This window comes from Sebaldella sp. S0638, assembly GCF_024158605.1.
Classification (GTDB): Bacteria; Fusobacteriota; Fusobacteriia; order Fusobacteriales; family Leptotrichiaceae; genus Sebaldella.
On sequence record NZ_JAMZGM010000009.1, the window covers coordinates 46,473 to 73,132 of the forward strand.

Genomic DNA, 26,660 nt, shown 5'->3' on the forward strand with positions numbered 1-26,660 from the left:
ATTATTCACCTGTTATTCCGTTATATTTTCTGACCCTTTCAGCTCTTCTCAGCATTTTTTTATATGATCGGAATGTGTATACTTCTACTTCTATATTAAGATTATCATTTTTATCAAAAACTTTTTTAAAAGCTTCCAGCCTTCCGTTTCCCTCAAAGGCTATATATGTGTTATCTTTTCTCTTTATTACTTTTATCCACGAAATAGACGGAAGATACTTTCCGAGAAATTCCCTGTCAATATTCTTCTTCTCCCTTATTTCGGTTTTATTTTCCTCAATTACTGTAATTCTCTCATTAAGCTTAGATACAGCATTTTCCCTGTCTATTATATGTATTTTATCTATATCATTCAGAGGTATCAGAAAAAACTCGGAACCTCTTTTGTTTCTCCCTGCATCTATCATAAATTTCGCAAGAAAAATATCTTTTTTATCCAGTTCTTTTACTTCTTTTCTTTTGGAAAATAAATAATTCCAAAATTTTTTCAGCATTTTAAACATTTACCCGCCCTCATTCTGCTATCGTTTGATTTTCCAGCTTACTTAGTTACAAACATAAAGATAAGCATTACTATCCCTAATATTATTCTATAATATCCAAAAACCTTAAAATCATGCTTTTTTATATAATCAAGGAAAACCTTTATTACTATATAAGATATAATAAATGACATAACAAATCCAATAGCTATAAGGAACACTTCATATCCTGAAAGATTAAACCCTGATTTCATGATCTTATACGCACTTGCTCCAAACATAGTAGGAATAGCAAGAAAAAATGAAAATTCTGTTGCCAGCACTCTCTCAAGCCCCAGTAAAACTCCTCCTATTATTGTAGCTGCTGATCTCGAAGTTCCCGGCACCATGGCAAGACACTGAAAAAATCCGATTCCTATTGCTGTTTTAAAGCTAAGCTCCTGGATAGTTCTTGTTTTTACCTTTACTTTCTTGCTGCTCTCTATAATTATAAGAATAACCCCGTAGATAATAAGCACCAAAGATACTGTAAAAGGATTAAAAAATTTCTCCTCAAGAATATCGTCGAATAATTGTCCCAAAACGACAGCAGGTAATACCGCTACTATAATTTTCATCCACATATTCCATATATTTTTATTTTTTTCCTTATCCTTTGAAAACGGCCAAAGCTTCGGAAAATAATACACAAGCACTGATAATATCGCTCCAAGCTGTATTATTATCAGAAACGAGTCAGTAAACTCCTTATTTGAAGATAATTTTATAAAATGGTCTACCAGTATCATATGTCCCGTACTGCTTACAGGAATAAACTCAGTAAGACCTTCCACAAGACTCAGAATGAACACTTTTATTATGTCTAAAATCATTGTATTTCCTCTTTCTTTTTTTATTTTATGATTATACCATGTTTTATACTATAAAAACAGAATTTTAATTTAATTTTGTATCCTTGTGTTGAATACAAAATAAACAGATGATTTCTATTTAATTTTTTAGCGGATAAGAAAAAAACAGTGCCTTATACACTGTTATTCTCTGATATTCCAAAGCTGTTTCAACGTATTTTTTCCATTGATTCCAGCGATCTCCAGTAAGTATCCTCCAGCAGATTCTGCCTGCACAATTCTATATTTATTAAACGCTGAAAGAATTTCGACATTAATTCATCAAAGTCATCGTACCGGAGCAGTGACATCTCAGATTCTAATATTTCAGAATCAAAATATAAACCATCCTGCTGAAAAGGGCTTATACCATACTTTCCATTCTTGCCGAAGAAAAATTTGTAATGGGAGTCTTCATTTTCATAAAAAGTCGCAAATACTTTATAATTATTATTTACAAATTCTTCTGTTTCCGGACTTATTTCTGACTCTTCCACAAAATCAAAATCATCATCTCCAAACCACCCCTGGATACTTTCAAAAAAACCGGTAATTTCATCAGTATTAGAAAACTTCAGTCCGCTGCACCATATCAAAAGCTCATCGAAAAGCCCGTTGGCAGTATTCATATAAAACATCTTCAATGCCTCCGGCAATTTCATTCCTAATTTGGCTTCAGCCGCAGTTATTTCTTCGCCTGTTGCCGGCTCCTTCAGTTCATATCCTTTATCTGTACCGATAATCTTTCTATAACGGTTAAAAGCATCAAGAAAACTCTCATCTTCCTGCCGTACTGCTGCTTCATTCTGCGGTAAAGTATATTTACCGCTTACATTCACATTATAATTAATAATATCCTCATAAATACTCTGATCCTGTAAAGGGATATTATTATCAACTATAGTCTGTAAAACTTCTTTATAATAAGGAATCCAGCCTTCATGACGTTCTGCGTAAACCTTATACACATGCACACGTAATTCCTCATATTCCACTGCAAATAATTCTTTTTCATCTTCCATATCAGCAATGCTGAAAAGAAAATTCAGATGATCCATTGCTGATTCCAGATCACCGCGATAATATTCAGTTTCTGCCAGCTGATAATATGCTTTACGCAGAGCATAGCGGTTTACAGCGTTAAGCGGCTGAATCCTTTCGACAAATTCCAAAGCGGCATTATAATACGCTGCTTTGATCTCAAGAATATCATTTTTACGTTCTTCCTGCCATTTTTCAATTCTTCCGTTCAGCATTCCAGAATCAGTTTTTGCATTAAGTGCTGTCATTAACATCAGCAGATGTTCCTTTTCTTCCATCTGCTGTGCAGCTCCGTTATTCCGTGAATAGGCTAATAAAGTAAAGGGAGTCCTCTTCCCCTGTTTCATTCCTTCATTTATATCAAAGGCAAAAGCATAATCAGCTAAAATCAGCTCTACTATCCTCAGCGAACCCCATGCACAAGCTGTACTCAAAACTGAACTGCCGCTGCTGTCCGTTTCATCAATCTTCGATTTTCCCTTTGAAAGCAGCAGCTCAAATGCTTCAGGATTTTCTTCCCGTGCTGCACAGTGTAAAAAAGTATCTCCTTTACTGTCACGTGCTGTATAATCCAAAGTATCGTCCAGTACCTCAGCTAACTGTTCATTATCATATTCAATAATCATCTTAAAAATTTGTTCAGTATCCATCAATAAATCCCGCCTATTCATATTTTCTTTATTACTCATTATTATATCAGATATAAAGAAATAAAAAAAACAGAGTCTGAAATTTATCTTACAAATTTTCGTCTCTGTTTTTACAATCTCTTTATTCATGATGTTTCCATATTTTCATTGTGTTTCCTGAGTTTTTCCATTTTCAAAATAAATCCAGTTCCAACCCCAGATCTTTTCTTCTTTTCAGGAGCTTTGGAATTATATTTTCGAGATCATCCATTGCATCCTCAAAAGTATCATAATCACCATATTTAGAGTCATCCATAAATATAATATCTTTCTCTATCTCTTTTATCTGATCCTTTGATAGCTTTACCTTTTCATCATCATCTTCATCTGGCGAAGGAATATCGGAGTCAAAGTATTCCCCGCTGTATGAAATAAAATCATAATCTTCTTCAAGCAGCCCCATAGATGCAAGACTTTCAAACTGGGCACCTTCGCCGTAAGTCTCTCTGCTCAGTTCTTCAAGAATATCTGCTGACAATTCTCCCAGCATTTCGGAATCAAAAAAAGATTCTTCATCTTCCCCGTCAAAAAGTTCCATATTAATATATTTATCCAGATCGGGCAGTCCCATAAAAGGTATATGCTCGAGTTCCGACAGCGAATCAGGGTCTTTCAGAGCAGAAAGCAGCACCTCTTTTCCCTGAGCTATCAACCATAAATTAAAATAAAGAGAAGTGTCATCACTGACGTATCCGTTTATTGCTTTGCAGGCCATATCCAGCCACACGCATTCATTGATACTTTCCAGATATTTTCCGGTATAAAGATAAAATTCTATTCTTTCTTTTTGATTTAGTTTTGATACAGTCTCATGCCCCAGTACATGAAAGAAATTTAAGTCATTTTCACTTTTTTCCCTGAAAAGATCCATTAATTTCCAGTATGTTTCTTTTGTCATCACTGTCCTCCTTTTTCTTTAAAATTATTTTGCTAACTGTTTCTTTGTTCTTAATTAATTATAACGTGATTTTCAATTTAGTAAAGACTATCAGACAGACTAATAAAAATTTTATGTTGAAGGCATCAACAACCTTTAACACACCGAAACTCTTGGCGCCCCAGTAATTGAACTTCTGAAATATTCAAAAATACTGACCAAAAACAATAATTGTCATTGACAACCATATATAAATATATGTATAATTAATAATATCTAAGAATAGTAAAGGGCGGTAAATGATGAAATTATTGGTATATTTTATTATTTCTATTTCTTTGGCAGCTTCAACAGAAATAGATTTTTTCAGTATTAAGATTGAAAAGGGCAGTAACAGACAGAGAATCTACATGTCAGATGGAAAAATGCTGGATAAAGAAATCAGCATAGTAAATTTTCCCGAAGAATTAAGTGTAGCTTCAAAAGAGGGATATAATCTTTCCAGCTTATGCGACACAGAAAATATAAACATGACCAAAATATCAAAAATCGATGTGGAGTTCAAAGATGGTATTTCCACACAAAATGTAAAATGTTATAACAGAAAGAATCTTTTGTTTTATGAAAGTGAAATATTAGAGGATAACTCACTTAAAGCATCAAAATATGATATAAACGGAATTTTGGATCAAAAAAAGCTGTACAATGAGAATATTATTGAATTTACTTCATATTATGATAACGGACAGATATTAAAAGAAGGTAATTTCAAAAATCATAAAAAAGAGGGAACATGGAAAGAATATTATAAAGACGGCAAGCTAAAAAGTGTAACAGAGTTTAAAAAAGACAGAATAATAAATATTGTAAAATATTAAATGAAAGGGTGAAAAGAACCATGAAGAAAATTTTGGTATTATTGGTATTATTAGGAGGGTTAACGTACAGTTCTACTATCTACATTGATATTGCAGGACCTAAATATCTTACGGTGAACTCAGATCAGGGGTTTAATTTAAACGGAATCCCGCTGCATATGTTTACCAAAAAGGGAAGAGATACTGAAGCAAGAATGTATAAATTAACTGGTTATAAAGTATCAGGAAAAGTATATGCTGCAGAAAAACTATACAGCTATTTTCTGGAAAAGATTACAAAAGATGAGACTTTTGAAGAAGAACTGAATAAATTATCAGAATTACCCACAAATGAAAAAGAAAATATACTAAATTCCCTGAGCAAAAGTTTTACTTCAAAATGGAGCGACAATGGGGTAAAGATCATTGTCAGTAATTCTACAAATAAAAAACAATTTAATAGCAAAACCAGAAAAAATGCTATATTCTATGATGATGTAGAACATAAATTATATTTCAACGAAGATCTGTTTGATTTCACAGATAAAGAAAAAGTTACAGGATCTGTGGGTTATGCAAATTATGATCATTTTCTTTTCTATAATAATGAAAAATGGAATGAATGGGATTTTTCAGATGTAAATGATTTCTTTGGTGTAACTAAGTAAAATAATTTTTTAAAATTATATATAACAAACTCCAAATAGATTAACACACAGAGAGCTGTATTGGATTAGATACAGCTCCCTTATATTTTTCTCCCATAAAGAACAAAAATTATTATTTTATTTCCTGCTAATAAATCTCGAATATCAAGGTTGATATATCAGACTGCGATATTAATTTTTCAAAATATCCTTTTATCACTTTTACTGCATATAGAATGTCTTCAAGGTCATATTCCCATTCATCAGATAATTCATCTGCCGCGAACTTCTCATCATTTAATACCTCCAAAGCCTGCTGTGCCTGTTCCGGTAAAATTTCCAAAGCATAAGAACCGGTATTTCCCTGAAAATTCTGTAAAAAATCAAAAATAATATCACATTCATCCACATAATCCAGAACAGCCATATATACATTCCCGGAAATATAAACTTCATCATATATTTCTCTTATTTTTTCATTTTTCTTTTCAAAAATTCTAAATAATGCTGACATTTTATTCTTCCTCTTTTTTCACTCCGTAAATTTCAAGAAGTTCTTTTAATTCTTTTTCTTCTTCCATTTCAGAAACTTTCTTTACAGAAAGGATAACAGATTTTCTTTTTTCATGCATTTCAATAATAATTGCCTCTACTGTATCTCCTACTGCAAGCGTTGTGTTTTCAGGAAGTTCCTTTTTAGGAATCAAAGCGCTGAATCTGTCTGTAAGTTTCACTATATATCCGTTTTCTATCTCACTTTCCACCGAAACTTTTACTTTATTCCCTACTTTATATGTATTTTCCATTTCTTTCCATGGCGATAATGTAAGCTGCTTTATTCCGCCGCTGATTTTCTTTTCTTTTTCATCAATTTTCAGAATTTTAAAGTTAATTATATCTCCAAGTTTATAATCTTTATGTTCTTCTCTTTCCCATGAAAAATCATTACGGTGTATAAATACTTCCAAACCGTCTTCCAGCTCTGCAAATATTCCATATTCCTGAATATTTATTACTTTTCCGCTTACTTCCTGATTCAAAGAATATTTTTCATTTATATTTGCCCATACATCGTCTAAAATAGCTTTCATACTTAATGATACTCTTCTTTTCTCTTCATTAAACTCAAGGATTTTGAACTTTATTTCTTCCCCTACTGCGAATTTATCTTTCAGGTTATTTACCCTTCTGTATGAAATCTCAGAAATATGAACCATTCCTTCTACATTTTCTTCTATTTCAACTAAAAGAGCAAAATCCAAAATTTCTTTTATTTTTCTTTCAAGAATTTGTCCTTTTTGATAATTTTCTTTCACTGTTTCCCATGGGTCACTGCTTAAACGCTTTATACTCAGCTTAAATATCTTGGCATCTTTATCCAGTTCTATAATTTTAGCCTTTACAGTATCACCCAGTCTGAATTGTTCTATGACACCTGTATGCGTTCCCCATGATATTTCTGAAATATGTATGAAACCAAGTACATCATCCACACTTGGAAGCACTGCGAAATCAAGTATTTTTTCTATTACGCCTTCTACTACATCTCCTACCTTATACTTTTCGGCAAGTTTGTCCCAAGGATTTTCATCAAGCTGTTTTACGCTTAATTTATAATTTCTTCCTTTTTCATCTATTTCTATTATTCTTGCTGTTATCTTCTGTCCTTCTGAATAACACTTTGACAGCTCTTCTATAGGATGCCAGCTTATTTCGGAAATATGTATAAACCCTCTGTTATGTTCATGTTCTACTACAATTCCGAAAGGCATAACTTCACTTATTTCAGCTTCGAGAACGTCACCGGTCTTATACTTTTCGATGAATATATTCCACGGATCTTCTTTCATCTGCTTTATACTCATTTTTATTTTTTTATTTTCTTTATCAAGTTCTATTATTTTTGCTTTTACTTTATCATCTGCTTTAAATATATGTTTCAGATCTTTTACTGATGACCAGTCTACTTCTGAAATATGTATAAATCCAGTAGTTTTCCCTAAATCGACTATTAGTCCGAAATCCAGAATTTCCTTTATTTTACCTTCCAAAACGTCACCTTTTTGAACAGTTGAATAAAAATCTTCCTCTTCTTTTTTCACTAGGTCACTTCTTGACAGTGTGAGATTTTTAGCATCTTTATCTATTATAAGAAACTTAAACTTTTTATTTTTATATTCATCATCACGTCTTAAATTAGAGATTGAGAATGGGAGGAACCCGGTATTTTTTCCTAATTTTACTTTATAGCCGCCTTTTATTTTCTCAATAATTTCACCTTGAACGATATCCCCTGTTTCATATGAAGCAAATTCTTTTTCTTTATCGAGCAAAAATTTAGAAACGATGATATTTTCGCCGTCATTTCTGATAATTTTCACTTCTACGACATCACCAATATTGAGGTTTTCGATTTCGTTGGAATAGATTTTCCCTTCAAGTTTGTCGTTAACGTCAAGGTAAGAATAATCTTTTTCTTTTCTAAGGATTATTCCTTCTATGAGTTCACCTTTCTTTTTTTCTTCTGGTAAATACTCGTTTAACAGTGTCTCGAATTCATTCATATTATTTACTCCTTTTAAAAACTAGTGTTTTGTCTAACTATATTTCAATTAAAATTATACTAACAATGTCAAAACACTTGTACCTGTTCCTGCGTGTACTATATTTCAGAACCGTAACAACCATAAGGTGCTAGTGTTTTGATACCTTTTTGCTAAATATGATATCTTACAATGCTAAAATCCCTGTCTCCGTTCCTGCGCGAACCATATTTCAGAACCAGAACAAACATAAAGCACTAATATTTTGATACCTTTTATTAAATGTAATACTCACAATGCTAAAATTCCTGTCTCCGTTCCTGTACGAACTTTATTTTAGATATGAAACCTCCATAAGATGCATCTCTATCCTCATTTCATACCCCGGAATAAGCCCTATCCCCCGATATCCCTGACCTTCGCTTCTATTATAGCAATCAATTCCTCCGGAGTCGAGGCTCCCGCCGACACTCCTATTCTACTTACCCCGTCCAGCATATGTTCTTTAATATCTTCCCCGTTCTCAATAAGATAACTTCTCTCATTAAGTTTCTTCGATATCTGATAAAGTTTCTTTGTGTTTGAACTCTGCTCGCTGCCTATAATGAAAACCGCATCCACTTCTTGTGCCAGTTTCTCTATTGCCGACTGTCTCTGATGAGTCGCTCCGCAGATAGTCTTTACCACTTTATAATTAATAAATCTGTTTACTATATATTCATTTATCTCCTGAAATATGAACCTGTTATAAGTAGTCTGAAATAAAAACACCCATTTTTCATTTATATCCAGCTCTGCATTTTTCAGTTCATCCAAACTTCCAAAAATCAGAGGTTCTATACCGTAACTGGTTATTCCTTTTACTTCAGGATGATCCTTATCTCCGATAAATACACTTTTGTATCCTCTCTGTTCCCATATTACCACCTGATCTCTTGCACTTTTCACATAAATACATGCCATATCAATCAGCTTTACACCAATTTCCAAAAGCTTTTTCTGTACATTCTGTGTAGTTCCGTGAGCTCTGATTATTACAATGTCTCCGCTTTTCAAAGGAGTATTATCATTAAGCACATCTTCCTCAGCTACAAAAATAACACCTTTTTTCAGTAATTTCTCTATTACAAACTCATTATGCACAAGCATGCCCAGAACATATATCTGTCCCTTGTTCATGTCCACATATCTGTGTACTTCATCCACTGCTTCCCGCACTCCAAAGCAGAATCCCATGTGCTCTGCCCTGATAATCTCTATGTTAAGTTTCATTAAATTTCTCCTCTTCGATTAAAATTCTAAGAGCTTCCAAAACTTCCTCCTCATCGTCGCCGTCTGCAGTTATTGTTAGTACTCTTCCTTTTTCAGCTGCCAGAAGCATAAGTCCCATTATACTTCTTCCATTAACTTCCTCACCGTTAGTTTTTACTACTATTTCCGAATCATACTCACTTACCAGTTCTACAAATTTAGATGACGGCCTCGCATGAAGACCTGCTTCATTTTTTATCTCCACATTTATTTCCCTCATTTTTTGAATCTCCTAAAATTTTTATCTTTAAATAACTTAATTATATCGTATTATCATAAATTTTTGAAGTGCTTATTTTTGGTTTTGGCACAGATTTTGCAAATATTTCAGACAAAAGCCGATATTTTCACTCTGAACACAACATGTTTCCCATGGTTTTTTTTTGTAAAAAACTGACGGGCTCGAAATAAATCCACATCAGTTTTTTATTTTACACTTTTTATTCAAATTCATCTTCAAGCGGTTCAAAACCATTATCTTCTATTACTTTTTTTATCCAGTATCCCGACTTCTTTATTGTACGGTTTCTTGTTTTCAAATCAAGAGATACATACCCATATCTGTTTTTATAGGCATTTGTCCACGACCAGTTATCTACAAATGTCCATAAATGGTATCCCTGGCAGTTTGATCCTTCTTCCATAGCTTTATGGAGCCATTCCAGATGTTCTTTTATGAATTCTATTCTGTAATCATCTTCTATCATACCGTCTTTATTTAAAAAACGTTCTTCATTCTGTACACCCATGCCGTTTTCTGAAATAAACCATTTTATATTACCAAATTCATTTTTTACACGCATTGCTATATCATAAATTGATTTAGGATATATTTCCCATCCTCTATGCACATTCATACGTCTGTTAGGCATTTCATAGTCTTCAAAATACCAGTTTGGTGTAAATGGTGCATTCATATTAGGAGTATACTTCGGTGCTCTTACACGCTGCGGCTGATAATAATTTATTCCTATAAAGTCCACTATGTTGTCTTTTATTAATTCCTTTTCTCCTGGCAGAACATCAATCATACAATCATGCTTTTCCAGTATCTCCAGATATTCGTCATCATATTGTCCATTTACACAGGGATCCATAAATATCATATTGAAAAACAGGTCTGCCACCTTTGCAGCATATTTATCAGCACTTCTTGTGCTTCTTGGTATTGGCGGGAGCAAATCCAGCACTATTCCTATTTCTCCGCCAAGTTGTAAACTTCTGTATACTTCACAGGCTCCTGCATGTGCAAGAAGAATATTGTAATTCGCCTGTGCAAAAGACTTTGTACTTAATTCTGTGGGATATATAAAATCATATAAATATGCTCCTTTTGTGTGTGCAACAGGTTCATTAAATGTTATCCATCTCTTTACCCTGTCACCAAAAAGCTCAAAAGCTGTTTTAGCAAACTTTACATATAATTCTGTAACCTTTTTACTCTTAAATCCGCCGTATTTCTGCTCCAGTTCAATGGGAGTATCAAAATGAAACAGGTTCATTACAGGTTCTATCCCGTTTTTTATCATCTCATTGATATAATCATTATAAAATTCCACAGCTTTAGGATCAGGTTCCCCAGTTTCCAGATTCTTTATGAGCCTTGTCCACTGGATAGATGTTCTGAATGACTTTAAGCCTAATTCCGCCATTATTTTTATGTCTTCTTTATATCTGTTATAGCTGTCACATGTTACTTTCGGCCCTACTTTTTGAAAAAAACGTTCTTTATCGTTTTTATACCAGTAATCCCATAAAGATTCATGCGGCTTATCTTTTGAACCCTCGCTCTGAGGTCCGCTTGATGCTGTTCCCCAATCAAAATTCTCCGGAAATTTAAGCTTTTTCATATCTATATCCTCCTAAAATTAAAATCTATGCCTTACATATGTACACTTTACATATTACACAAAAAAAATCTTTATATGACAGATATTTATCCATATTATAAAATTTTATTATTTACAAAAAAAATAAAAATATTTCACAAATAAAATTAAGAGTATTAAAAGTTTTTTCTAAGATTTATAAGCTACACTTAAGATATAAAAGAATATTTTTCTTCATATACCCCCTTGAGACTGTTGAATCAGATTCAACAGTTTTTTTCTAATAAAAAGATGCTTTCACATGTTGTTTCATGTGAAAACATCTTCTTTTTTATTGTCTTAATTCTGCACCAAATTCTTTTTTCACTTTTTCCAGTATTTTTGTTATTACTGAATTTATCTCATTTTCTTCCAGTGTTTTATTTTTCTCTCTTAAAACAATACTTATTGCTATACTTTTCTTTCCTGCTTCTACTCCTGCTCCCTGATATACATCAAATAATTCTACTTTTTCAATAACAGGAGACAGTTTTGATATAGTTTTGATGACATCTCCCACAAGAATGTTTTCTTCCATTACAAGTGCAAGGTCTCTCGGAACAGCCGGGAATTTGTTTATTCCTTTAAAGAATACGTTTTTATCTGTGTATTTTACTAATGTTTCCAGGCTAAACTCTGCTGCAAGAAGTCTTTTTTTCAGATCAAAGTTTTCCATTACATCTGGATGCAATTCTCCAAAAGTTCCTATATAGTCTCTGCCAACATAAATATCAGCTGCTCTTCCCGGATGATAGCTTTCCTTTGTAGATCTTACAAGAGTATATTTTTCAAATCTGATTTTTGAAAAAACTTCATCTACTATCCCTTTCAGGTCGTAATAATCATAAGGCTGAGGTTTTACATTCCAGATATACTTTTCAGGCTCTCCGCCGAGTATAATACCGAATCTCTGTTCTTCTTCTATTTTTCCCTCAATTTTTCTGAATGTTTTTGACATTTCAAAAAATCTGATATCTGTTATGTTTCTATTTATATTATCTTTAGCATTTTTTATAAGGCTGTATAACAAAGTAGGTCTCATAAGAACGAAGTCTTCTGTTATCGGCTTTCTTACCTCTAATATATCATCTTTGCTTACTTCAGTATATCTTATCTTCTCCAGTGCATCACGAGGAATAAAACTGTAGTTTATTACTTCTCTCAGTCCTGTTCCCACAGCGACTGCAACACTTCTTAACAGGTCTATTTCCTTCAGTGTATCTATACGATTAGGATTTATATCCAGTTCAGGCATAACAGATTCTATATTATCAAATCCGTAAATTCTTATTATTTCTTCATAAAAATCCTGTTCTCTCTCAAGATCACCCCTGAAACTCGGAGGTGTAAGAAGTAAAATATCACCTTTATCATCAACAGTAATTTCAAGATTTTCAAAAATCTCTATTATTCTTTCTTTCTCTATTTCTTTCCCTACGAATCTGTGGAATCTCTTAAGATTAAACTCTATTATTGTTTCTTCATATTTTACAGGATAAGCTTCCGAAACTCCGTGAAGAATCTCTCCGCCAGCTGTTTCCTGTATTAATTCCGCCACTCTGTCTATTACTTTTACAGCATCTTCAATATCTATTCCACGCTCGAATCTATACGAAGCATCACTTGACAAAGTCAGCTTTTTAGATGTTTTTCTAATATTGTAAGGATTAAAATGAGCTACTTCTATTAATACATCTTTTGTATCAGCATCTATCTCAGAATTATATCCTCCCATTACCCCTCCAAGGGCAACAGCTTTCTTATCATCTGCTATTACTATATCGTCAGAATCCAGTTCTCTTTCTTTTTCATCAAGTGTAATTACTTTCTCACCTTCTGCTGCTCTTCTGACTATTATTTTCTTACCCTCTATTTTATTAAGGTCGAAAGCATGTATAGGATGTCCCATTTCCATAAGAACAAAGTTAGTAACATCTACTATGTTGTTTATGCTTCTGATTCCTATAGAATTAAGACGTTTTTGCAGCCATTCGGGACTTGCTTTTACTGTTACTCCTTTTACTATTTTTGAAGTATATCTTTTTGAGATAGTTTCGTCAGCTATTTCTATATGTATAAAGTTTTCTGATTTTTCAAAATGTTTTTCATGCATCTTTACTTCAGGCAGCTTTAATTCCTTATTATAGTATACAGATAATTCTCTTGCTATCCCTATATGTGACAGACAGTCAGGTCTGTTCGGAGTGATTTCCAGCTCAAATATTGTATCATCAAGACCGAAATAGTCTTTTATTTCCATTCCTATTTTAGTATCTTCGGGAAGAACTATTATTCCTTCATGATTATCACTAAGTCCCAGTTCTTTTTCCGAACAAAGCATTCCGAAAGACTCTATTCCTCTTATCTTTGACTTTTTTATCTTAAAGTCACCGCCAAGTACGGCACCAATACGTGCAAGCACCACCTTGTCTCCCTGCTTATGATTAGATGCACCGCACACTATCTGAAAAATTTCATTTCCGTCATCCACTTTACACAAAGTAAGATGGTCTGAATCAGGATGCATTCCCTTTTCTACTATCTGTGCAGTTACTATATTTCCAAGGTTCTCACCCTGTATGTCTATTTTTTCTACTTCCTGTCCTATCATAGTAAGTGTATTTTCTAATTCTTCTATTGATATTCCTTCCAGGTCTATATATTGCTTTAACCAGTTTAACGAGATCAGCATTTCTCCTCCTTCTAGGGTATGTAAATTAGCTTTTTTCTTTTTATATTTTATTTAAATTGATCTAAAAATCTCACATCATTTTCATAATATGCTCTAATATCATCTATACCTAATTTTAACATTGCTACTCTTTCCATTCCCATTCCAAATGCGAATCCCTGATATTTTTTAGGGTCTATTCCCACTTCTTTTAAAACATTAGGGTCTACCATTCCGCTTCCGAGAATTTCCAGCCATCCGGTATTTTTACATGATCTGCATCCTTTTCCGTGACATACTCCGCATTCTACGTCCATTTCAGCTGACGGTTCAGTAAACGGAAAAAAGTGAGGTCTGAATCTTACTGCTCTCTCTTCACCGAAAAGTCTCTTTACCACACTTGTAAGAAGTGCCTTAAAATTGGCAAATGAAACATTTTCTCCGATCATAAGTCCTTCCATCTGATGAAACATCGGTGTGTGAGTAATATCATAATCCGATCTGTACACTTTTCCCAGTGAAACCATTCTGAACGGCGGCTTTCTTTCGAGCATGTATCTTATCTGCATTGGCGATGTATGTGTTCTTAAAAGCAAATCGTCTTCTATATAAAAAGAATCCTGTAAATCTCTTGAAGGATGGTCTTTAGGGAAATTCAAAGCATCAAAATTATAATAAGTCTGCTCTATTTCCGGTCCGTCCATTACATCAAATCCCATTTCCAGAAAAATAGCCCTTAATAGTCCCATTGTCTGTGTAATTGGATGAAGTGTCCCTACATTCTGTTTTTTTCCAGGCAGAGTAATATCAAGTACTTCTGTTTTCATCTTCTCTTCTTTTATTCTCGCTTTTAATGCTGCTAGCTTTATGTCAAAGTTTTCCATTATTTTTTCCTTGACTTCATTGGCTGCTTTTCCGAATTCTGCTCTTTTTTCAGCGGCCGTATTACCCATTTCCTTCATAATGGATGTTAGTTCCCCTTTTTTTCCAAGTATAGCTATTCTTAGCTCATCTAAATTTTCCAAACTATTTATCTGATCCAGTTTTTCTGTTACCTGCTCTTTTAGCTTTTCTAATTTTTCTCTCATCTGTCCTCCTGAAAAAATATAACTTTTAAAATCATTATAACACAAAACATAAACAAAAAAAAGCTTATAAAATTAGATTTCCCTAAATCTTACAGAGCTTTTCCGTATTTACACTTTATTTCAAAATAATAAAAAACAGACATACCTTAGCTGACTGACTAAATTAAATTTTAGAATTCAAATACGTTTTTCATAAGAATATCATTTTCTCATATTAAATAATCCAATTCTGAAATTTTTTTAGCCAAAATCTGATAAACAAAAGGTTAGGTCTGTTTTTGAATAAATATTACATATACTTTATAATACTTCATTTCCATCAGCTTCTTTTACTTCAAGTTCTTTTATTTCTTTTACTATTGAGGAATCATTTTTATGTGTTTCCTCTTTTTCCAAAAATGTAGCAAAAATACCTAAAAAGAAAACTATTGTGAAGAAAAAAATAAAATTAGCGTGTTTTTTCATAGTCTCACTTCCGTTTTAAATTTTCTCTTTATTATATGCTGAACTTTTTAATCAAAACTTAGATTTATCCTTACTTTTTATTTGATCAGAGATTTATCTGCTTTTCTATTTTATGATTTATGATTTTATAAACTTTAATATTGTATTTTCTCCGTTTAATAATATATTCTTGGCTTCTACATGGATTGTTCCGGGATTTTCGGCTTCAATACTTCCATCGAACTTTATAGTGGCATGCCCCAGTTCACTAAGAGTTTTATTCGCTCCTGACCCTACTGCTGTTATTTTATACTCTTCACTGTCCATACAGAATAAATCATCTTTTTTTATTTCTTCCCTTAATTCATTTATTGTATGAAGAAGACAGTATTCATGGTACATCTCTGGTGCATCGTCATTAAAAAGAATTATCAGATTCTCTTCCATTCCTTCTTCTACCATTTCCCCCACCTTTTTTACAACTGTTTCATATTTAACCATTTTGTTCCCTCCTCTGTTTCACGTGAAATTTATTTGCTTTATTTATTTTACATCTCATCTTTTGTGTTAAGTCTCCACATTTTATCATTTCAAACTAAAAAAATATATTTTTGCACTTTTGTGCTAGACTAACACTTTTTATCTATATTAATATATACTCTGATTTTCCTATTTTGTCAATGCTTATTTCACATATATTTTTTGAAGGGATTTTTTAAATACAAATAATTGGAATCTGTTTAGTAAACATCAATATCGAAAATTTCATTCTTTTTCAATGTTTTCATTTTTTATCCTCTTATATTCAAGTATAGTTAATATAATCATCATTATATCCAGAATTGTCAAAAGAAAAAGTATTATCGAACGGCTTTTCGTATAGCGGTATAGCTGATATCCTATAAATCCGGAAAATACCAGAATAGACAACGGATATGCCCACAGCTTCTTTTTCCACAGAAGAAATATAACAGATAACTTTATTATCCCGTGTGAAAGCAGATAAAGCATTGTAAAATACTGCATATTTATTGAAAATACACGGCTGAACGCAATTAGATAATTCATTATAATATCTTTCGGGTCTTCTGATAATTCTTTCTTAGATATTATTCTTATCAATCTGCTCATTTTTTCAGGATTAAGAAAAATCAATGCCGTTCCGCTTATTACTTCAAGAGAAGCAAATACGGTTTTCATAAGTAAACCAATATCAAAACCAATATGAATTATCTTTGGGCTGAGTTTATTTTTCATAATATACCTCTATTTTTTTATTAAATATCAAAGCTCTAATATACCTGTTTGTAAAAAATTCCTGCTATTTTGCTTCCTGCTTTTTTAATTTCTTATATAAAGAAGAAATAACCGGCGGCATCACTGAAACTAAAATTATTCCCAGTATAACAACAGAAAAGTTTTTTTCCACAAAAGGAATATTTCCGAAAAAGAAACCGGCAAGTAAAAAGAAAACCGCCCATACTATTCCGCTGATCAGATTAAATTTTAGAAAATACCTGTAATTCATTTTTCCTATTCCTGCTACAAACGGCGCCACTGTCCGCACAATAGGAACGAATCTCGCATAAGCTATTGTTTTCCCGCCGTGCTTTTCAAAGAAACTGTATGTTTCATCAAGATATGCCTGTTTAATAATTTTTTTCTTTATAATTGTGTCACCAAAATTCTTGCCTATATGATAATTAACTGTATCTCCCGACACTGCACTGATACATAAAACAAGGATAAGGATAAATATATTCAGGGAACCAATCGCAGCAAGCGATCCTGCGGCAAATAACAGGGAATCTCCCGGAAGAAACGGAAAGATAACTATTCCTGTTTCGCAGAAAATAACAAAAAAAAGAATAAAATATGTAAAAAATCCATAATGAAGTACAAAACTCTTCAAATAGCTGTCAATGTGAATTATAAAATTAATCATTTCCATAAAGTAACTCATTTTTTCTCCCTGTTTTTTTATTGTATTTTCTATAATAGTACACTCTTATCCTGTTTTTTCTATTTTATAAATATGAAAAAACACTGAATAATAAAATTTCATGATAATTATACTCATTTTACCAGAAAATTACAATGTTTACGTTTTATATTTTATAATATGACACTCTATTGTCACATTACTCGCAGTATGATATGCTATAAATGAATTTTGAAAGGAGACAATTATATGTCCAATGCAGTATTTTATTGTTCTTTTAAACTAAAAAAAGATGCCTCTGCACCTGATTTTTTACTCGCAGCAGAAAAGCTGAATAATGAGTATATCTCAAAGCAAAAGGGGTATATCTCATGGAAACAGCTTGTTGATGGCGATACTTGGGCGGATTTCATAACTTTTGAAACAATGGAAGATGTAAAAAAATTTGAATCAGATTCCGGTAATGCTGGTGAGTTAGCCCAAAAATTCTATTCTTTCATTAATTTAAACAGCTGTAATGTGAATTATTTTTCTGTTGAAAGAGATTACAAATAGGTATTTGCAGAAATAAATAACTGTTATCTTATGCAGCAGCTGAAGTCAGCTGCTGCCTGTAAAATAAACCGTAACTGCTTTACAGGCGGGATTATGATACAGCGCTTTATTTCTGCAGGTGCTTTTTATCTTTATTTTATAATATACATTCTCTTACTGCTGTGATTAAACTTCTTCCTCAGGATATTTCATATTCCAGTCTTCACGTATTTTGGTCATGATATCCATAACATCAATTGTGTAATCAAGATACATCTCGTCTGAATCTCCCGAAACAGTTTTTTCCATATCCAAAACCTCATATAACAAGGCATCTTCTGTCTTCCCTGCTTCTACTGTTTCCTGTTTATTATTTTCTGTATAAGTAATTACTGCTTTTGTTGATCTTGGATATTCATAAATCTCTATATATCCTTTTTCAAATACTACTGTTCCACGCTTAGGCTGTTTTCCGTGAAGTGTCAGTGAGATCGTTGACATTTCATTTTTTGAGTTCATTAATAATATAGCAGCCTGTTCATCTACTCCTGTCGGCGCATATTTTACCTGTGACATTATTTCTGACGGTGCTTCTGACATAAACCATCTCACAAAAGATATCGCATACACTCCTATATCTAATAATGCACCTCCAGCGAGATTACGGCTAAAGAATCTGTTTGTCATATCATATTCTTTATAACTTCCGAAATTCATCTGTACTAACTGCAGATAACCCAGATTTCCGCTGTTTATAATTTCTTTTAATTTTCTGTAAAGAGGCATATGATATATAGTCATTGCTTCTGCTAATATCAGGTTTTTCTTTTTTGCCAATTCCACTGCTTCCATTAATTCCTTTGAATTTAAAGTAATAGATTTTTCGCATAAAACATGTTTCCCGTTTTTTAATGCTTCCAGCATATAAGGAATATGTGTATTATGAGGTGTCGAAATATAGATAATATCAACCTTCTCATCTGTAAATACCTCATTGATGTCATTGTAAACTTTTGCTATGCCGTGTTTCTCTGCGAAAGCGGCTCCTTTTTCATATGTTCTGTTAGCCACTGAATAAATCTTTCTTCCCTGTTTTCCCATCGCTTCAGCGAATTGCTCCGCTATTACTCCGCAGCCTAATGTTGCCCATTGGTATTCTTTCATGATACAGCCTCCTTGTATTATATATCCGGTAATAATCTTTCTGTTTCTTTATAATTATTGCAGCTTAATTGAAACATTTATTATTATATACTCTGTTTCTTACTCTTTTTCAAGCAGTTCTTTCCCTGTCTCGATATCGGTAATCAGCACATTTATAAACTTCCCGTTCAAAGCTCCGTATATTGCTTCTGTTTTTTCTTTTCCCGAAGCAATTCCCACAGAATACTCCACTTTCCTTAATTCAGGAAGCTCTATTCCTATTATTCTGTCATCCAGCTTGGTTTTTATGACTTCCCCGTTAATATTATAAATTCTGGAACAGATTTCACCCACTGCTTTCTGTTTTTTTATCTCTTTCTGTATACTTCCCACGCCGCGCAGCTCGGGTAGTCCCAGCTCCCAGAAAACATTCGAAGACTTTTCCAGCGATCCTATTCCTACCACGGCAATCCGCAGCTCTGCCCATTTTTTTATTATATTCTGAAAATATCTGGAATTCACTATCTGATTTTTCATTTCAGGATTATCCACTACCAGAGGTGATTCCAGAAAATAAGGTTCCCCGTTATACGCACTGGAAAGTGTATAAATCATTGAATTTATAGGCATATAGTCCCTCAAATTACCATAACCGCCGAGAAGCGGTATAAAATCGATCTTACAGCTTACCTCAAGAGGTTTATACACGGAAAACTCGTGAATTGTTTTCCCCCAGGTTATACCCACAGTCTCCTTCTCCCGCGCCACTCTCTGTATATATGTATGGGCTGTTTCCGCTATGCTTACAAGTGTATTTTCATCCATTGAAACCAGCTGTACCTCTTTCAGTCCGTATTTCTTTTTTAATTTTGTTTCTATTTCCAGCTGTTCCAAATAGGTTTCACTTATAACTATCTTTACAATCCCCATTTTCTTGGCTTTTTTTATAAGCCTGCTGATTTTTGTTCTTTCTATTTTCAGAATATCTGCAATCTGGTTTTGTGTAAGCTCGTCATAATAATACATCTTACAAATCGTCGATAACAGCTTATTTTCAACCATAAAAATCCTTTCCGGTACACTCTGTTATTTTTATAATTAACTATATCTTTTTTATAACTCTTTGTCAATTCTTTTACCTGTTATATTAGAGCTTCTAATGCACATAAGAAAAAAGCAGTCCCTGAAAAACAGAGTCTGCCTTTTTTCTGTAAATTTATTTTTTTATGGAGCGTATATAATCCCTTTTTCTGAAAATCCTTATTCTCTTGTTTTGATTTATGTATTTTCTTTCGAATTTTGTCATTATTACCAGTATGAATATAGCTAAAACCGATGATACCAGTGCTATTTCATAAAAGCCAAGACCTATTATAAGCCCAAGACAAGCACTTACCCAAAGAGTGGCTGCTGTGGTTATTCCGCTTACTTTATCCTGATTTTGTATAATAGTCCCTGCCCCGAGAAATCCCACTCCTGATATTACCTGAGCTATTATTCTCCCTGTGTCTATTTTTATTACTTCTCTCAATGCCGGTTCACTCAAGGCTAACTTTGTCATATCATCAAAGATCATAAGCTGCATAACCGAAACCAGACATGCCCCCATGCACACCATTGTATGAGTTATGAATCCTGCCGGTTTGTTCCGTCTTTCTCTTTCGTATCCTATTATTGCCCCCACAAATACAGCAAGAAATATACGTAATATATAATTGTACATTTTATAACTCCTTTTTTACATATCCATCACTTCATTAATATCTGTCATAATATTTGTTACCTTTGTTCCGTACACTACCTGTATTGCATTTTCTTTGCGTATTACACCCAGTGCCTGCAGATGTTTTTTCCATACCTCATCAGGTACTATTTTTGACGGATCTTTTACTGTGACTCTTAGTCTTGATATACAATTCCCGATTTCTGATATATTTTCTTTTCCTCCGAGTCCGTCAAGAATTCCGAGTGCCAGTTCCTGATCTTTATTTAAAGCTGTTTTTCCGTTTCCTGATTCAGTATTATTGAATATTTTCGGATTTTTCTGTTTGTAATCATCTTTTGAATAAAGCTTTACATCTTCGTCGTCATCTTCACGTCCCGGTGTTTTTATATTAAATTTCAAAATCAGATGTTTAAAGATAAAATAGTAAACTCCGAAATATATCGGTGTAAGATATAATAGCGGCCATATATAATTCTTATGAGGCTGTAGAAATGAGATAAACATATCTTTTACACATGTCCCGTATACAGCTACTCCTGTCATTTCTCCCAGCACCACTGATAATCCCGATAAAGGAACATGAACTAAGAAAAATAATGCCGGTGATACAAATAAGAATGTAAATTCTATAGGCTCTGTTACCCCAAAAAGAATCATTGTTACCACAGCAGGAATCAAAAGTCCTTTTACTTCTTTTTTTCTTTCAGGTTTCGCACACTGATACATAGCCAGAGCTGCTCCCGGAAGTCCGCCCATCTGGTAAAGAATTCTTCCCGCAGAGAAGTTTCTCACAAGAAGTCTTGGTACTGTCGGCGATGCAAGCTGTGCCAGAAATATATTTGTCGTTCCTGCATATGTCTGCCCGTCTATTAGAGCTGTTCCTCCTAGTTCAGTATATCTTATAGGAACTGTGATCAAATGGTGAAGTCCCACTGATATCAGTGCCTTATCCAATGCTCCCCATACAAAACTTCCTATTAATCCACTGTCTCTGATAAAAAATCCCAGATCTGTAAGCGAATATCCTATAGGTTTCCATAAAAAAGCCATCACTGCCCCTAATACAGACATTATACTCAGTGTTATTATAGGTACTATTCTTGTCCCCGAGAAAAATGCCATTATCGGCGGAAGCTTCAGATTATAAAACTTATTATGTATTGCTGATGTTATTATCCCTACAAAAAGTCCTCCGAATATAGACATTTTATATGTGAATATTCCCAGTTCAGTAGTAAATAATGAGTTAAATCTGTAAGCATTTATGTTATTCATTCCCTGTTCTTTCAAAAAATCAACTGCTGTGGTATCAGCTGTTAATCCCTGTATTTTTAATATCTGGCTTATTACTGTATGAAACGCCAGATACCCCATTGCTCCTGATAATGCTGCGAATCCCTGCTCTTTTTTAGCAAGTCCGAATGATGCTCCAAGACAAAAGAATAACGGAAGGTACTTAAATACTACTTCTCCTGCTGCTTTCATTATCTGAAAGAAATATATTACCCCTGTCTGTTCATTAATTACACCCGAAAGATTTAGTGCTTTTATAGTGTCAGTATTTGTAAATGCTCCTCCAAGTCCCATAAAGAATGACGCAAATGTTATTGCAGCTATGGGAATCATCATTACTTTCCCAAAAGACTGCAGTTTCCCCATAATTTTCATTAAATAAAATCCTCCTTTTTTTCAGACAAATACTTTGACATTAACTCTTTCCAGGTATGTTTATTTTGAAATTTTATGTTATTATAGACAGGATTCACATATATTGTCAGTCTTCCGTCTTCTGTGCTGCAGCCTTCCACCCTGTAAAATTCTTTTTCTGAAATATCAAAATCAAATTCTGCTTTTTTGCCTGTTTCACTTTTTATTATCTTCCCGTTTTTTACCAGATTCCATTTTGTATTCTCTTCTGCTTCTGTTATAAACTTTACACTTCCCGTCACTTCGCTCCCGGGCAATATCTCTTTATCATTACTGTAAATCTTTATTGCTGTTCCTTTATTTTTACTTACATACATATTTCCGTTTTTCATTGCCGACAAGAGATTATTTGCCGACAAACCGTCTGAATAAATATATGTCAGCGGAATTCCCACTGTTTCTTTCCCGTCTTTAAGAGGTTTATGAGAATCACTTCCTCCGGTTCCGAATATTTTTATATTGTTTAACCAGAGATAATCCAGAAATTTTACAGCTTCTCCGTTATAATCAACCTCTTCATAATAATAAGGAGAATTCATTACTTCGAGCAAATCTGTATTTTCCATATTTATGTCATGTGTAAACGGTGTTTCAGGATGAAAAGGATGGTTTACAGATACAAGTGCGCCCTGATCTTTTTCATATTTTAGTATCTCATCTATAATTTCTGCTTTTTTATCAAAATCGATTTCCCTGAAAAAAACAGAATAATCTATAAAATCTTTCAGCCCGAATATATTTATATGTCCAAAATTATCAAATGTTATCTCTGTAGAAGGTATTATGCATATTTCTGATTTGTAAAACTGCGTAGGTACTATGGAGTGGTCTGTAAGAAACAAAAAGTCCAGTTTCTTTTCTTTTATAATATTAAAAATTGTTTCAAAACTCTGTCTTCCGTCAGAATAACTGCTGTGTACATGGAGGTCTCCCCTGTACCATTTTTTCTCATCAGAATACTTTTTCTCAAAATTTGTTTTCAAAAGTTCCAGATTATACCCTGTTTTTTCTGTATTTACATCTGTTTCTATTTCAAAAGCAAATTCTCCTTTTATATCATAAGGTTTTATCACTGTAAATTCCCATACCCCGTCGGGAAGAATACCGTAAACTGTTCCATTTGATGTATCCTCTTTCCCGACAGAGATTATATATTCTTTTATTCTGGTTTTATAAGTGAGAAGCGCCCTGATTTTTTTATCCGGATCTTTCACAATAAGAAAAAAATGTTCAAATATTTCCGAATCAAGCTTTATAGAAATATTTTTCCTGATATTTTCCATTTTTATTTTATAATCAAAAATTTCAATCCCTGATCCGCTGAAAATTCCGTTTACCTTCATTCTTAACCTCTCTTTAGAAACTTACTCTAAAATCTTTATTTCCATTCACCAATATATTCCTTATGTGCTTCAAGGTATTCATCAGTTAATTTTTTAGCCAGTGAGTATGAATTTACCAAAGGATGCACTGTTAAAGCCTTTATTGCTTTTTCTCTGCTTTTTTCAAACACTGCTTCTACTGTAAGTCTCTCATAAAGTTTTATGCTTTGTATCAGATTTCTCTGCATTTTTCCTATTCCGGGAACTTTTATGGGATTTATCTGATTGTCTTCAAATATACATGTTATTTCTACCACATCATCATCTTCAAGAAAATCAATTGCACCTCTGTTTGGAACTGACACAACCATCTCTTTTCTCTTTCCTTCACGGAATCCCTGAATAATATCAAGGGCCACTCCTGCATATCCTCCGCTGTCAGGCTTTGCCAGATACTCTTCCAATGTTTCAGGATCTTTTTTATGGAGTTTTTCTGTTTTTGATTCTATCTCCATATAGCTGTTCTCTCTTTTCATATAATTTCTTAAATATATTTCAAAAGCCTTATCCGTGTCTTTATCTATATCCACTTCTTTCAGCTCTTTTGTCATCTGTTTGTTTATTTCAAGGATAGTTTCTCCCCTTGTTTTATCAGAACTCATTATAGCTTTTTCAGCTTTTTCCCTGTAGTAAAAATAATACAGATACTCATTCAGAAGCAGATTCCCTGATATTTTCACAAGTTCCGGATCAAAGAATTTCATTTCTGTCTCAGTATACAGCTCTTTCTTGGCAAGAAGTTCGTCCATGACATCTTTTCCGTTTACTGTTATATTTCTGAACCATGAGAGATGATTCAGTCCGAAACACTCTGCCGAAACTTCCTCAAGAGGCTTTTCCAGAACACTTGCTACCTGTTTAATGAATTCACTTGGTGCATCACATATTCCGTATACATTTTTAAATCCGCTCAAATGAATTGCCTGTGTTACTATTCCCGAAGGATTCGTGAAATTAAACAGCATTGCACCTTCAGCCGAGTGTTCTTCTATCATTTTACAATACTCCAATATTTTCGGAATAGATCTGAGAGACATTGCGAAACCTCCTGCACCTGTTGTTTCCTGGCCGAGTATCCCGTTATTCAGTGCTATTCTCTCGTCAAGCACCCTTGCCTTATCTTCACCCACTCTTATTGTAGTAATTATAAAGTTTGCATCTTTCAGTGCCGCTACAGGATCTGAAGTCAGCCAGAAATTTATGCCGGGGTTTATTCTTTTTGCTATTTTTTCTGCTATTTTCCCGTAAATATTCAGCTTCTCCTCATTTGAATCCATAAACACTATTTCAGTAAGCCCTACTCTTTCTGCATTACTAATCAGTGATTTTGCCAAAAACGGCGATCTGACTCCGCCTCCTCCTAATACTGTTATTTTCATTTTTTTCCTCCTTTGTTCTGCTCTCGTAAATATATAATAACTATACCCTGACTTTCTTTTTTGAAAAGTATCACGATTTTCCCTCTTCTTCTGTACATATTAAAAACACTGAAATGAGTAATATTGTCAATACGAAATTAAAAAACGTGTTGAAACAGATTGTCAACACGTTCTCATTTTTATTCATAATTTACGAAATATTTAGTCTATTCCATATTTTTCAAAATATCTTCTTATTAATTCCTCGAAGCCTATTATACACAGACCTATAAATGGATTGGGGTAATATACGTCATCATCCAGTGTATGAGGATCATTATATGTAAATGAAATATCAGAAAGCTTCGCAAGATGGCTTCCTGCATTGCCTGTAAAGCTGCACACTGTGATATTCTCTTCTCTTGCCTGCTTTGCCAGCTTAATACAATGCTTTGTTTCTCCTGACTTTGAAACAATCAGCAGCAGATCAAATTTCATTGCTGATTTTTCACACAAAATTTCAAAATCAATCCCGTGCAGCAAATATACAATCTTACCAAGAGTGAGAAGTTTTCTGTACATATATGACGAGGCTATCTCGGAAAAACCTTCACCGTAAGCCATTATTTTCCCGCTGTGAATCCGCTTTAGAAACTGGTCTATCTCAGATTTATTTCTTGTATTAAAAGTAATTTTATCAAAAAATGATATATTTATTTTTTCTGATTTTTTAGCTGTCATTTTCTTTTTCAAATCATAAATTAATTCCACAAAACCGCTGTAACCCAGTTTTTTAGAAAGTCTCATAATAGATGAAGTAGAAGAAAAACTATTTTTGGCAACACCCCTTACTCCTTCTTCAAGACAGGTATCTATATTTTTTGTAATATAATTCAGTATTGTTTTCTCATTACTGGTAAGTTTTATTCCCTTAAAAGTTCTTTCTATGTTCATCTACACACCTCACAGAGCTTACTTTTCAAAATCTACGACTTTTATGTCATCACAATATACATGGACATAATTCTTTATTACTTCCAGATGATCTTTATTTACTGCATAAGACTGAAGATCTTCCTTTGTGTCAAAAGTAGAATACAGAGCAAGATCAAAAGAACGTTCTTCTCTTCCAAAGTCTTCCCCCACATGAAAATCCCTTATTTCTTTTACTTTATCCTTCAGAGCTGAGATATTTTCTTTTAATTCTTTCATTCCCTCAGGATAATTTTTCAGTTTAAAAAATACAATATGAACTACCATGTTTTCCTCCCAAATTTTTTTATTATTTATACACGTTGCTTATTCTGCATAATTCAGGGTATCCCCGCTTTTATACTGACATTATTATATCATATTATTTGATTTTTTTTTAACCCTGCTTGAAATTATTGTAGTGCTATAGTAAAGTAGGAACACCAAAATCTAAACAATGATATAATAAAAAAAGAAAGAGGTGTTTTG

General features: G+C 33.2%; 26 protein-coding genes. 3 read left to right on the forward strand and 23 right to left on the reverse strand.

Annotation, left to right across the window (positions count from 1 at the left end; all coding sequences use genetic code 11):
• Window position 1 precedes the first annotated feature (1 nt).
• The 4 genes from NK213_RS04395 to NK213_RS04410 all read right to left on the reverse strand — a co-directional run bounded on the left by NK213_RS04395 (window position 2) and on the right by NK213_RS04410 (window position 3,999).
• Window positions 2–502: a hypothetical protein gene (locus tag NK213_RS04395; protein WP_253347108.1), complete on the reverse strand. Its 501-nt coding sequence runs from the start codon at window positions 500–502 to the stop codon at window positions 2–4.
• Between the two features lie 38 nt (window positions 503–540).
• A complete protein-coding gene (locus tag NK213_RS04400; RefSeq protein WP_253347110.1) occupies window positions 541–1,353 on the reverse strand; it encodes an undecaprenyl-diphosphate phosphatase in 813 nt (270 codons plus the stop codon).
• Between the two features lie 188 nt (window positions 1,354–1,541).
• The gene (locus NK213_RS04405; RefSeq protein WP_253347112.1) at window positions 1,542–3,062 is read right to left on the reverse strand and encodes an ankyrin repeat domain-containing protein; all 1,521 of its coding nucleotides are present in this window, start codon (window positions 3,060–3,062) and stop codon (window positions 1,542–1,544) included.
• A gap of 172 nt (window positions 3,063–3,234) precedes the next feature.
• Window positions 3,235–3,999 carry a DUF4240 domain-containing protein gene (locus NK213_RS04410; RefSeq protein WP_253347114.1) on the reverse strand — a complete coding sequence of 255 codons (765 nt, stop codon included), beginning with the start codon at window positions 3,997–3,999 and terminating at the stop codon, window positions 3,235–3,237.
• 281 nt (window positions 4,000–4,280) lie between these two features.
• Here NK213_RS04410 and NK213_RS04415 point away from each other — a divergent pair, with 281 nt between their 5' ends.
• Together NK213_RS04415 and NK213_RS04420 are read left to right on the forward strand one after the other, a co-directional pair.
• On the forward strand, window positions 4,281–4,856 hold the full coding sequence (locus tag NK213_RS04415) for a toxin-antitoxin system YwqK family antitoxin (protein ID WP_253347116.1): 576 nt from the start codon (window positions 4,281–4,283) through the stop codon (window positions 4,854–4,856).
• A 20-nt stretch (window positions 4,857–4,876) separates the two neighbouring features.
• Entirely contained in the window at window positions 4,877–5,503 is a 627-nt protein-coding gene (locus NK213_RS04420) for a hypothetical protein (RefSeq protein ID WP_253347118.1), read from the forward strand.
• Window positions 5,504–5,630: 127 nt separating this feature from the next.
• Here the strand turns inward: NK213_RS04420 and NK213_RS04425 are convergent, their stop codons facing one another.
• The 11 genes from NK213_RS04425 to NK213_RS04475 all read right to left on the reverse strand — a co-directional run bounded on the left by NK213_RS04425 (window position 5,631) and on the right by NK213_RS04475 (window position 17,370).
• Window positions 5,631–5,996 (reverse strand): hypothetical protein, encoded by a 366-nt coding sequence (locus NK213_RS04425; RefSeq protein ID WP_253347120.1) that lies wholly within the window; start codon window positions 5,994–5,996, stop codon window positions 5,631–5,633.
• Between the two features lies 1 nt (window position 5,997).
• A complete protein-coding gene (locus tag NK213_RS04430; protein WP_253347122.1) occupies window positions 5,998–8,046 on the reverse strand; it encodes a S1 RNA-binding domain-containing protein in 2,049 nt (682 codons plus the stop codon).
• A gap of 375 nt (window positions 8,047–8,421) precedes the next feature.
• Window positions 8,422–9,297, reverse strand: a complete 876-nt coding sequence (gene ispH, locus NK213_RS04435) for a 4-hydroxy-3-methylbut-2-enyl diphosphate reductase (RefSeq protein WP_253347124.1) — start codon at window positions 9,295–9,297, stop codon at window positions 8,422–8,424.
• Window positions 9,287–9,556 carry an HPr family phosphocarrier protein gene (locus tag NK213_RS04440; RefSeq protein WP_253347126.1) on the reverse strand — a complete coding sequence of 90 codons (270 nt, stop codon included), beginning with the start codon at window positions 9,554–9,556 and terminating at the stop codon, window positions 9,287–9,289. Before NK213_RS04440 ends, ispH begins: the two co-directional genes overlap by 11 nt.
• Window positions 9,557–9,776: 220 nt before the next feature.
• Complete coding sequence (locus NK213_RS04445) at window positions 9,777–11,186, reverse strand: glycoside hydrolase family 1 protein (RefSeq protein ID WP_253347128.1); 1,410 nt, start codon at window positions 11,184–11,186, stop codon at window positions 9,777–9,779.
• 310 nt (window positions 11,187–11,496) lie between these two features.
• Window positions 11,497–13,947 (reverse strand): phenylalanine--tRNA ligase subunit beta, encoded by a 2,451-nt coding sequence (gene pheT / locus NK213_RS04450; protein WP_371926368.1) that lies wholly within the window; start codon window positions 13,945–13,947, stop codon window positions 11,497–11,499.
• Window positions 13,944–14,963 carry a phenylalanine--tRNA ligase subunit alpha gene (gene pheS, locus NK213_RS04455; protein ID WP_253347132.1) on the reverse strand — a complete coding sequence of 340 codons (1,020 nt, stop codon included), beginning with the start codon at window positions 14,961–14,963 and terminating at the stop codon, window positions 13,944–13,946. The genes pheT and pheS overlap by 4 nt, the downstream gene beginning before the upstream one ends.
• Window positions 14,964–15,263: 300 nt before the next feature.
• Window positions 15,264–15,428: a hypothetical protein gene (locus NK213_RS04460; RefSeq protein WP_253347134.1), complete on the reverse strand. Its 165-nt coding sequence runs from the start codon at window positions 15,426–15,428 to the stop codon at window positions 15,264–15,266.
• Window positions 15,429–15,545: 117 nt separating this feature from the next.
• Window positions 15,546–15,908, reverse strand: a complete 363-nt coding sequence (locus tag NK213_RS04465; RefSeq protein ID WP_253347136.1) for a PTS glucitol/sorbitol transporter subunit IIA — start codon at window positions 15,906–15,908, stop codon at window positions 15,546–15,548.
• 264 nt (window positions 15,909–16,172) lie between these two features.
• Entirely contained in the window at window positions 16,173–16,664 is a 492-nt protein-coding gene (locus NK213_RS04470; RefSeq protein ID WP_253347138.1) for a DUF2127 domain-containing protein, read from the reverse strand.
• 64 nt (window positions 16,665–16,728) lie between these two features.
• The gene (locus tag NK213_RS04475) at window positions 16,729–17,370 is read right to left on the reverse strand and encodes a DedA family protein (RefSeq protein WP_253347146.1); all 642 of its coding nucleotides are present in this window, start codon (window positions 17,368–17,370) and stop codon (window positions 16,729–16,731) included.
• Between the two features lie 228 nt (window positions 17,371–17,598).
• Between NK213_RS04475 and NK213_RS04480 the strand changes: the two genes are divergently transcribed.
• Window positions 17,599–17,904, forward strand: a complete 306-nt coding sequence (locus NK213_RS04480) for a hypothetical protein (RefSeq protein WP_253347147.1) — start codon at window positions 17,599–17,601, stop codon at window positions 17,902–17,904.
• Between the two features lie 165 nt (window positions 17,905–18,069).
• On the opposite strand, the gene NK213_RS04485 is transcribed toward NK213_RS04480, so the two are convergent.
• From NK213_RS04485 to NK213_RS04520, 8 genes are all read right to left on the reverse strand, one after another.
• Window positions 18,070–19,047: a Gfo/Idh/MocA family protein gene (locus tag NK213_RS04485; protein ID WP_253347148.1), complete on the reverse strand. Its 978-nt coding sequence runs from the start codon at window positions 19,045–19,047 to the stop codon at window positions 18,070–18,072.
• 99 nt (window positions 19,048–19,146) lie between these two features.
• Window positions 19,147–20,088: a sugar-binding transcriptional regulator gene (locus NK213_RS04490; RefSeq protein WP_253347149.1), complete on the reverse strand. Its 942-nt coding sequence runs from the start codon at window positions 20,086–20,088 to the stop codon at window positions 19,147–19,149.
• Window positions 20,089–20,242: 154 nt separating this feature from the next.
• Window positions 20,243–20,749 carry an MgtC/SapB family protein gene (locus tag NK213_RS04495; protein ID WP_253347151.1) on the reverse strand — a complete coding sequence of 169 codons (507 nt, stop codon included), beginning with the start codon at window positions 20,747–20,749 and terminating at the stop codon, window positions 20,243–20,245.
• Between the two features lie 15 nt (window positions 20,750–20,764).
• A complete protein-coding gene (locus NK213_RS04500) occupies window positions 20,765–22,420 on the reverse strand; it encodes a PTS transporter subunit EIIC (protein ID WP_253347155.1) in 1,656 nt (551 codons plus the stop codon).
• The gene (locus NK213_RS04505; RefSeq protein WP_253347157.1) at window positions 22,420–23,802 is read right to left on the reverse strand and encodes a CehA/McbA family metallohydrolase; all 1,383 of its coding nucleotides are present in this window, start codon (window positions 23,800–23,802) and stop codon (window positions 22,420–22,422) included. The genes NK213_RS04500 and NK213_RS04505 overlap by 1 nt, the downstream gene beginning before the upstream one ends.
• 35 nt (window positions 23,803–23,837) lie before the next feature.
• Window positions 23,838–25,220, reverse strand: coding sequence for a glycoside hydrolase (locus NK213_RS04510; RefSeq protein ID WP_253347159.1), 1,383 nt, complete (start codon window positions 25,218–25,220; stop codon window positions 23,838–23,840).
• A gap of 201 nt (window positions 25,221–25,421) precedes the next feature.
• Complete coding sequence (locus tag NK213_RS04515; RefSeq protein WP_253347161.1) at window positions 25,422–26,153, reverse strand: MurR/RpiR family transcriptional regulator; 732 nt, start codon at window positions 26,151–26,153, stop codon at window positions 25,422–25,424.
• 18 nt (window positions 26,154–26,171) lie between these two features.
• Window positions 26,172–26,459 carry a Dabb family protein gene (locus NK213_RS04520; RefSeq protein ID WP_253347163.1) on the reverse strand — a complete coding sequence of 96 codons (288 nt, stop codon included), beginning with the start codon at window positions 26,457–26,459 and terminating at the stop codon, window positions 26,172–26,174.
• Window positions 26,460–26,660 lie beyond the last annotated feature (201 nt).

Excerpts from the sequence above, each read along its gene's own strand:
- NK213_RS04395 (WP_253347108.1), bottom strand. The coding sequence starts at position 502 with ATGTTTAAAATGCTGAAAAAATTTTGGAATTATTTATTTTCCAAAAGA.
- NK213_RS04400 (WP_253347110.1), bottom strand. The coding sequence starts at position 1,353 with ATGATTTTAGACATAATAAAAGTGTTCATTCTGAGTCTTGTGGAAGGT.
- NK213_RS04405 (WP_253347112.1), bottom strand. The coding sequence starts at position 3,062 with ATGGATACTGAACAAATTTTTAAGATGATTATTGAATATGATAATGAA.
- NK213_RS04410 (WP_253347114.1), bottom strand. The coding sequence starts at position 3,999 with ATGACAAAAGAAACATACTGGAAATTAATGGATCTTTTCAGGGAAAAA.
- NK213_RS04415 (WP_253347116.1), top strand. The coding sequence starts at position 4,281 with ATGAAATTATTGGTATATTTTATTATTTCTATTTCTTTGGCAGCTTCA.
- NK213_RS04420 (WP_253347118.1), top strand. The coding sequence starts at position 4,877 with ATGAAGAAAATTTTGGTATTATTGGTATTATTAGGAGGGTTAACGTAC.
- NK213_RS04425 (WP_253347120.1), bottom strand. The coding sequence starts at position 5,996 with ATGTCAGCATTATTTAGAATTTTTGAAAAGAAAAATGAAAAAATAAGA.
- NK213_RS04430 (WP_253347122.1), bottom strand. The coding sequence starts at position 8,046 with ATGAATGAATTCGAGACACTGTTAAACGAGTATTTACCAGAAGAAAAA.
- ispH (WP_253347124.1), bottom strand. The coding sequence starts at position 9,297 with ATGAAACTTAACATAGAGATTATCAGGGCAGAGCACATGGGATTCTGC.
- NK213_RS04440 (WP_253347126.1), bottom strand. The coding sequence starts at position 9,556 with ATGAGGGAAATAAATGTGGAGATAAAAAATGAAGCAGGTCTTCATGCG.
- NK213_RS04445 (WP_253347128.1), bottom strand. The coding sequence starts at position 11,186 with ATGAAAAAGCTTAAATTTCCGGAGAATTTTGATTGGGGAACAGCATCA.
- pheS (WP_253347132.1), bottom strand. The coding sequence starts at position 14,963 with ATGAGAGAAAAATTAGAAAAGCTAAAAGAGCAGGTAACAGAAAAACTG.
- NK213_RS04460 (WP_253347134.1), bottom strand. The coding sequence starts at position 15,428 with ATGAAAAAACACGCTAATTTTATTTTTTTCTTCACAATAGTTTTCTTT.
- NK213_RS04465 (WP_253347136.1), bottom strand. The coding sequence starts at position 15,908 with ATGGTTAAATATGAAACAGTTGTAAAAAAGGTGGGGGAAATGGTAGAA.
- NK213_RS04470 (WP_253347138.1), bottom strand. The coding sequence starts at position 16,664 with ATGAAAAATAAACTCAGCCCAAAGATAATTCATATTGGTTTTGATATT.
- NK213_RS04475 (WP_253347146.1), bottom strand. The coding sequence starts at position 17,370 with ATGAGTTACTTTATGGAAATGATTAATTTTATAATTCACATTGACAGC.
- NK213_RS04480 (WP_253347147.1), top strand. The coding sequence starts at position 17,599 with ATGTCCAATGCAGTATTTTATTGTTCTTTTAAACTAAAAAAAGATGCC.
- NK213_RS04485 (WP_253347148.1), bottom strand. The coding sequence starts at position 19,047 with ATGAAAGAATACCAATGGGCAACATTAGGCTGCGGAGTAATAGCGGAG.
- NK213_RS04490 (WP_253347149.1), bottom strand. The coding sequence starts at position 20,088 with ATGGTTGAAAATAAGCTGTTATCGACGATTTGTAAGATGTATTATTAT.
- NK213_RS04495 (WP_253347151.1), bottom strand. The coding sequence starts at position 20,749 with ATGTACAATTATATATTACGTATATTTCTTGCTGTATTTGTGGGGGCA.
- NK213_RS04500 (WP_253347155.1), bottom strand. The coding sequence starts at position 22,420 with ATGAAAATTATGGGGAAACTGCAGTCTTTTGGGAAAGTAATGATGATT.
- NK213_RS04505 (WP_253347157.1), bottom strand. The coding sequence starts at position 23,802 with ATGAAGGTAAACGGAATTTTCAGCGGATCAGGGATTGAAATTTTTGAT.
- NK213_RS04510 (WP_253347159.1), bottom strand. The coding sequence starts at position 25,220 with ATGAAAATAACAGTATTAGGAGGAGGCGGAGTCAGATCGCCGTTTTTG.
- NK213_RS04515 (WP_253347161.1), bottom strand. The coding sequence starts at position 26,153 with ATGAACATAGAAAGAACTTTTAAGGGAATAAAACTTACCAGTAATGAG.
- NK213_RS04520 (WP_253347163.1), bottom strand. The coding sequence starts at position 26,459 with ATGGTAGTTCATATTGTATTTTTTAAACTGAAAAATTATCCTGAGGGA.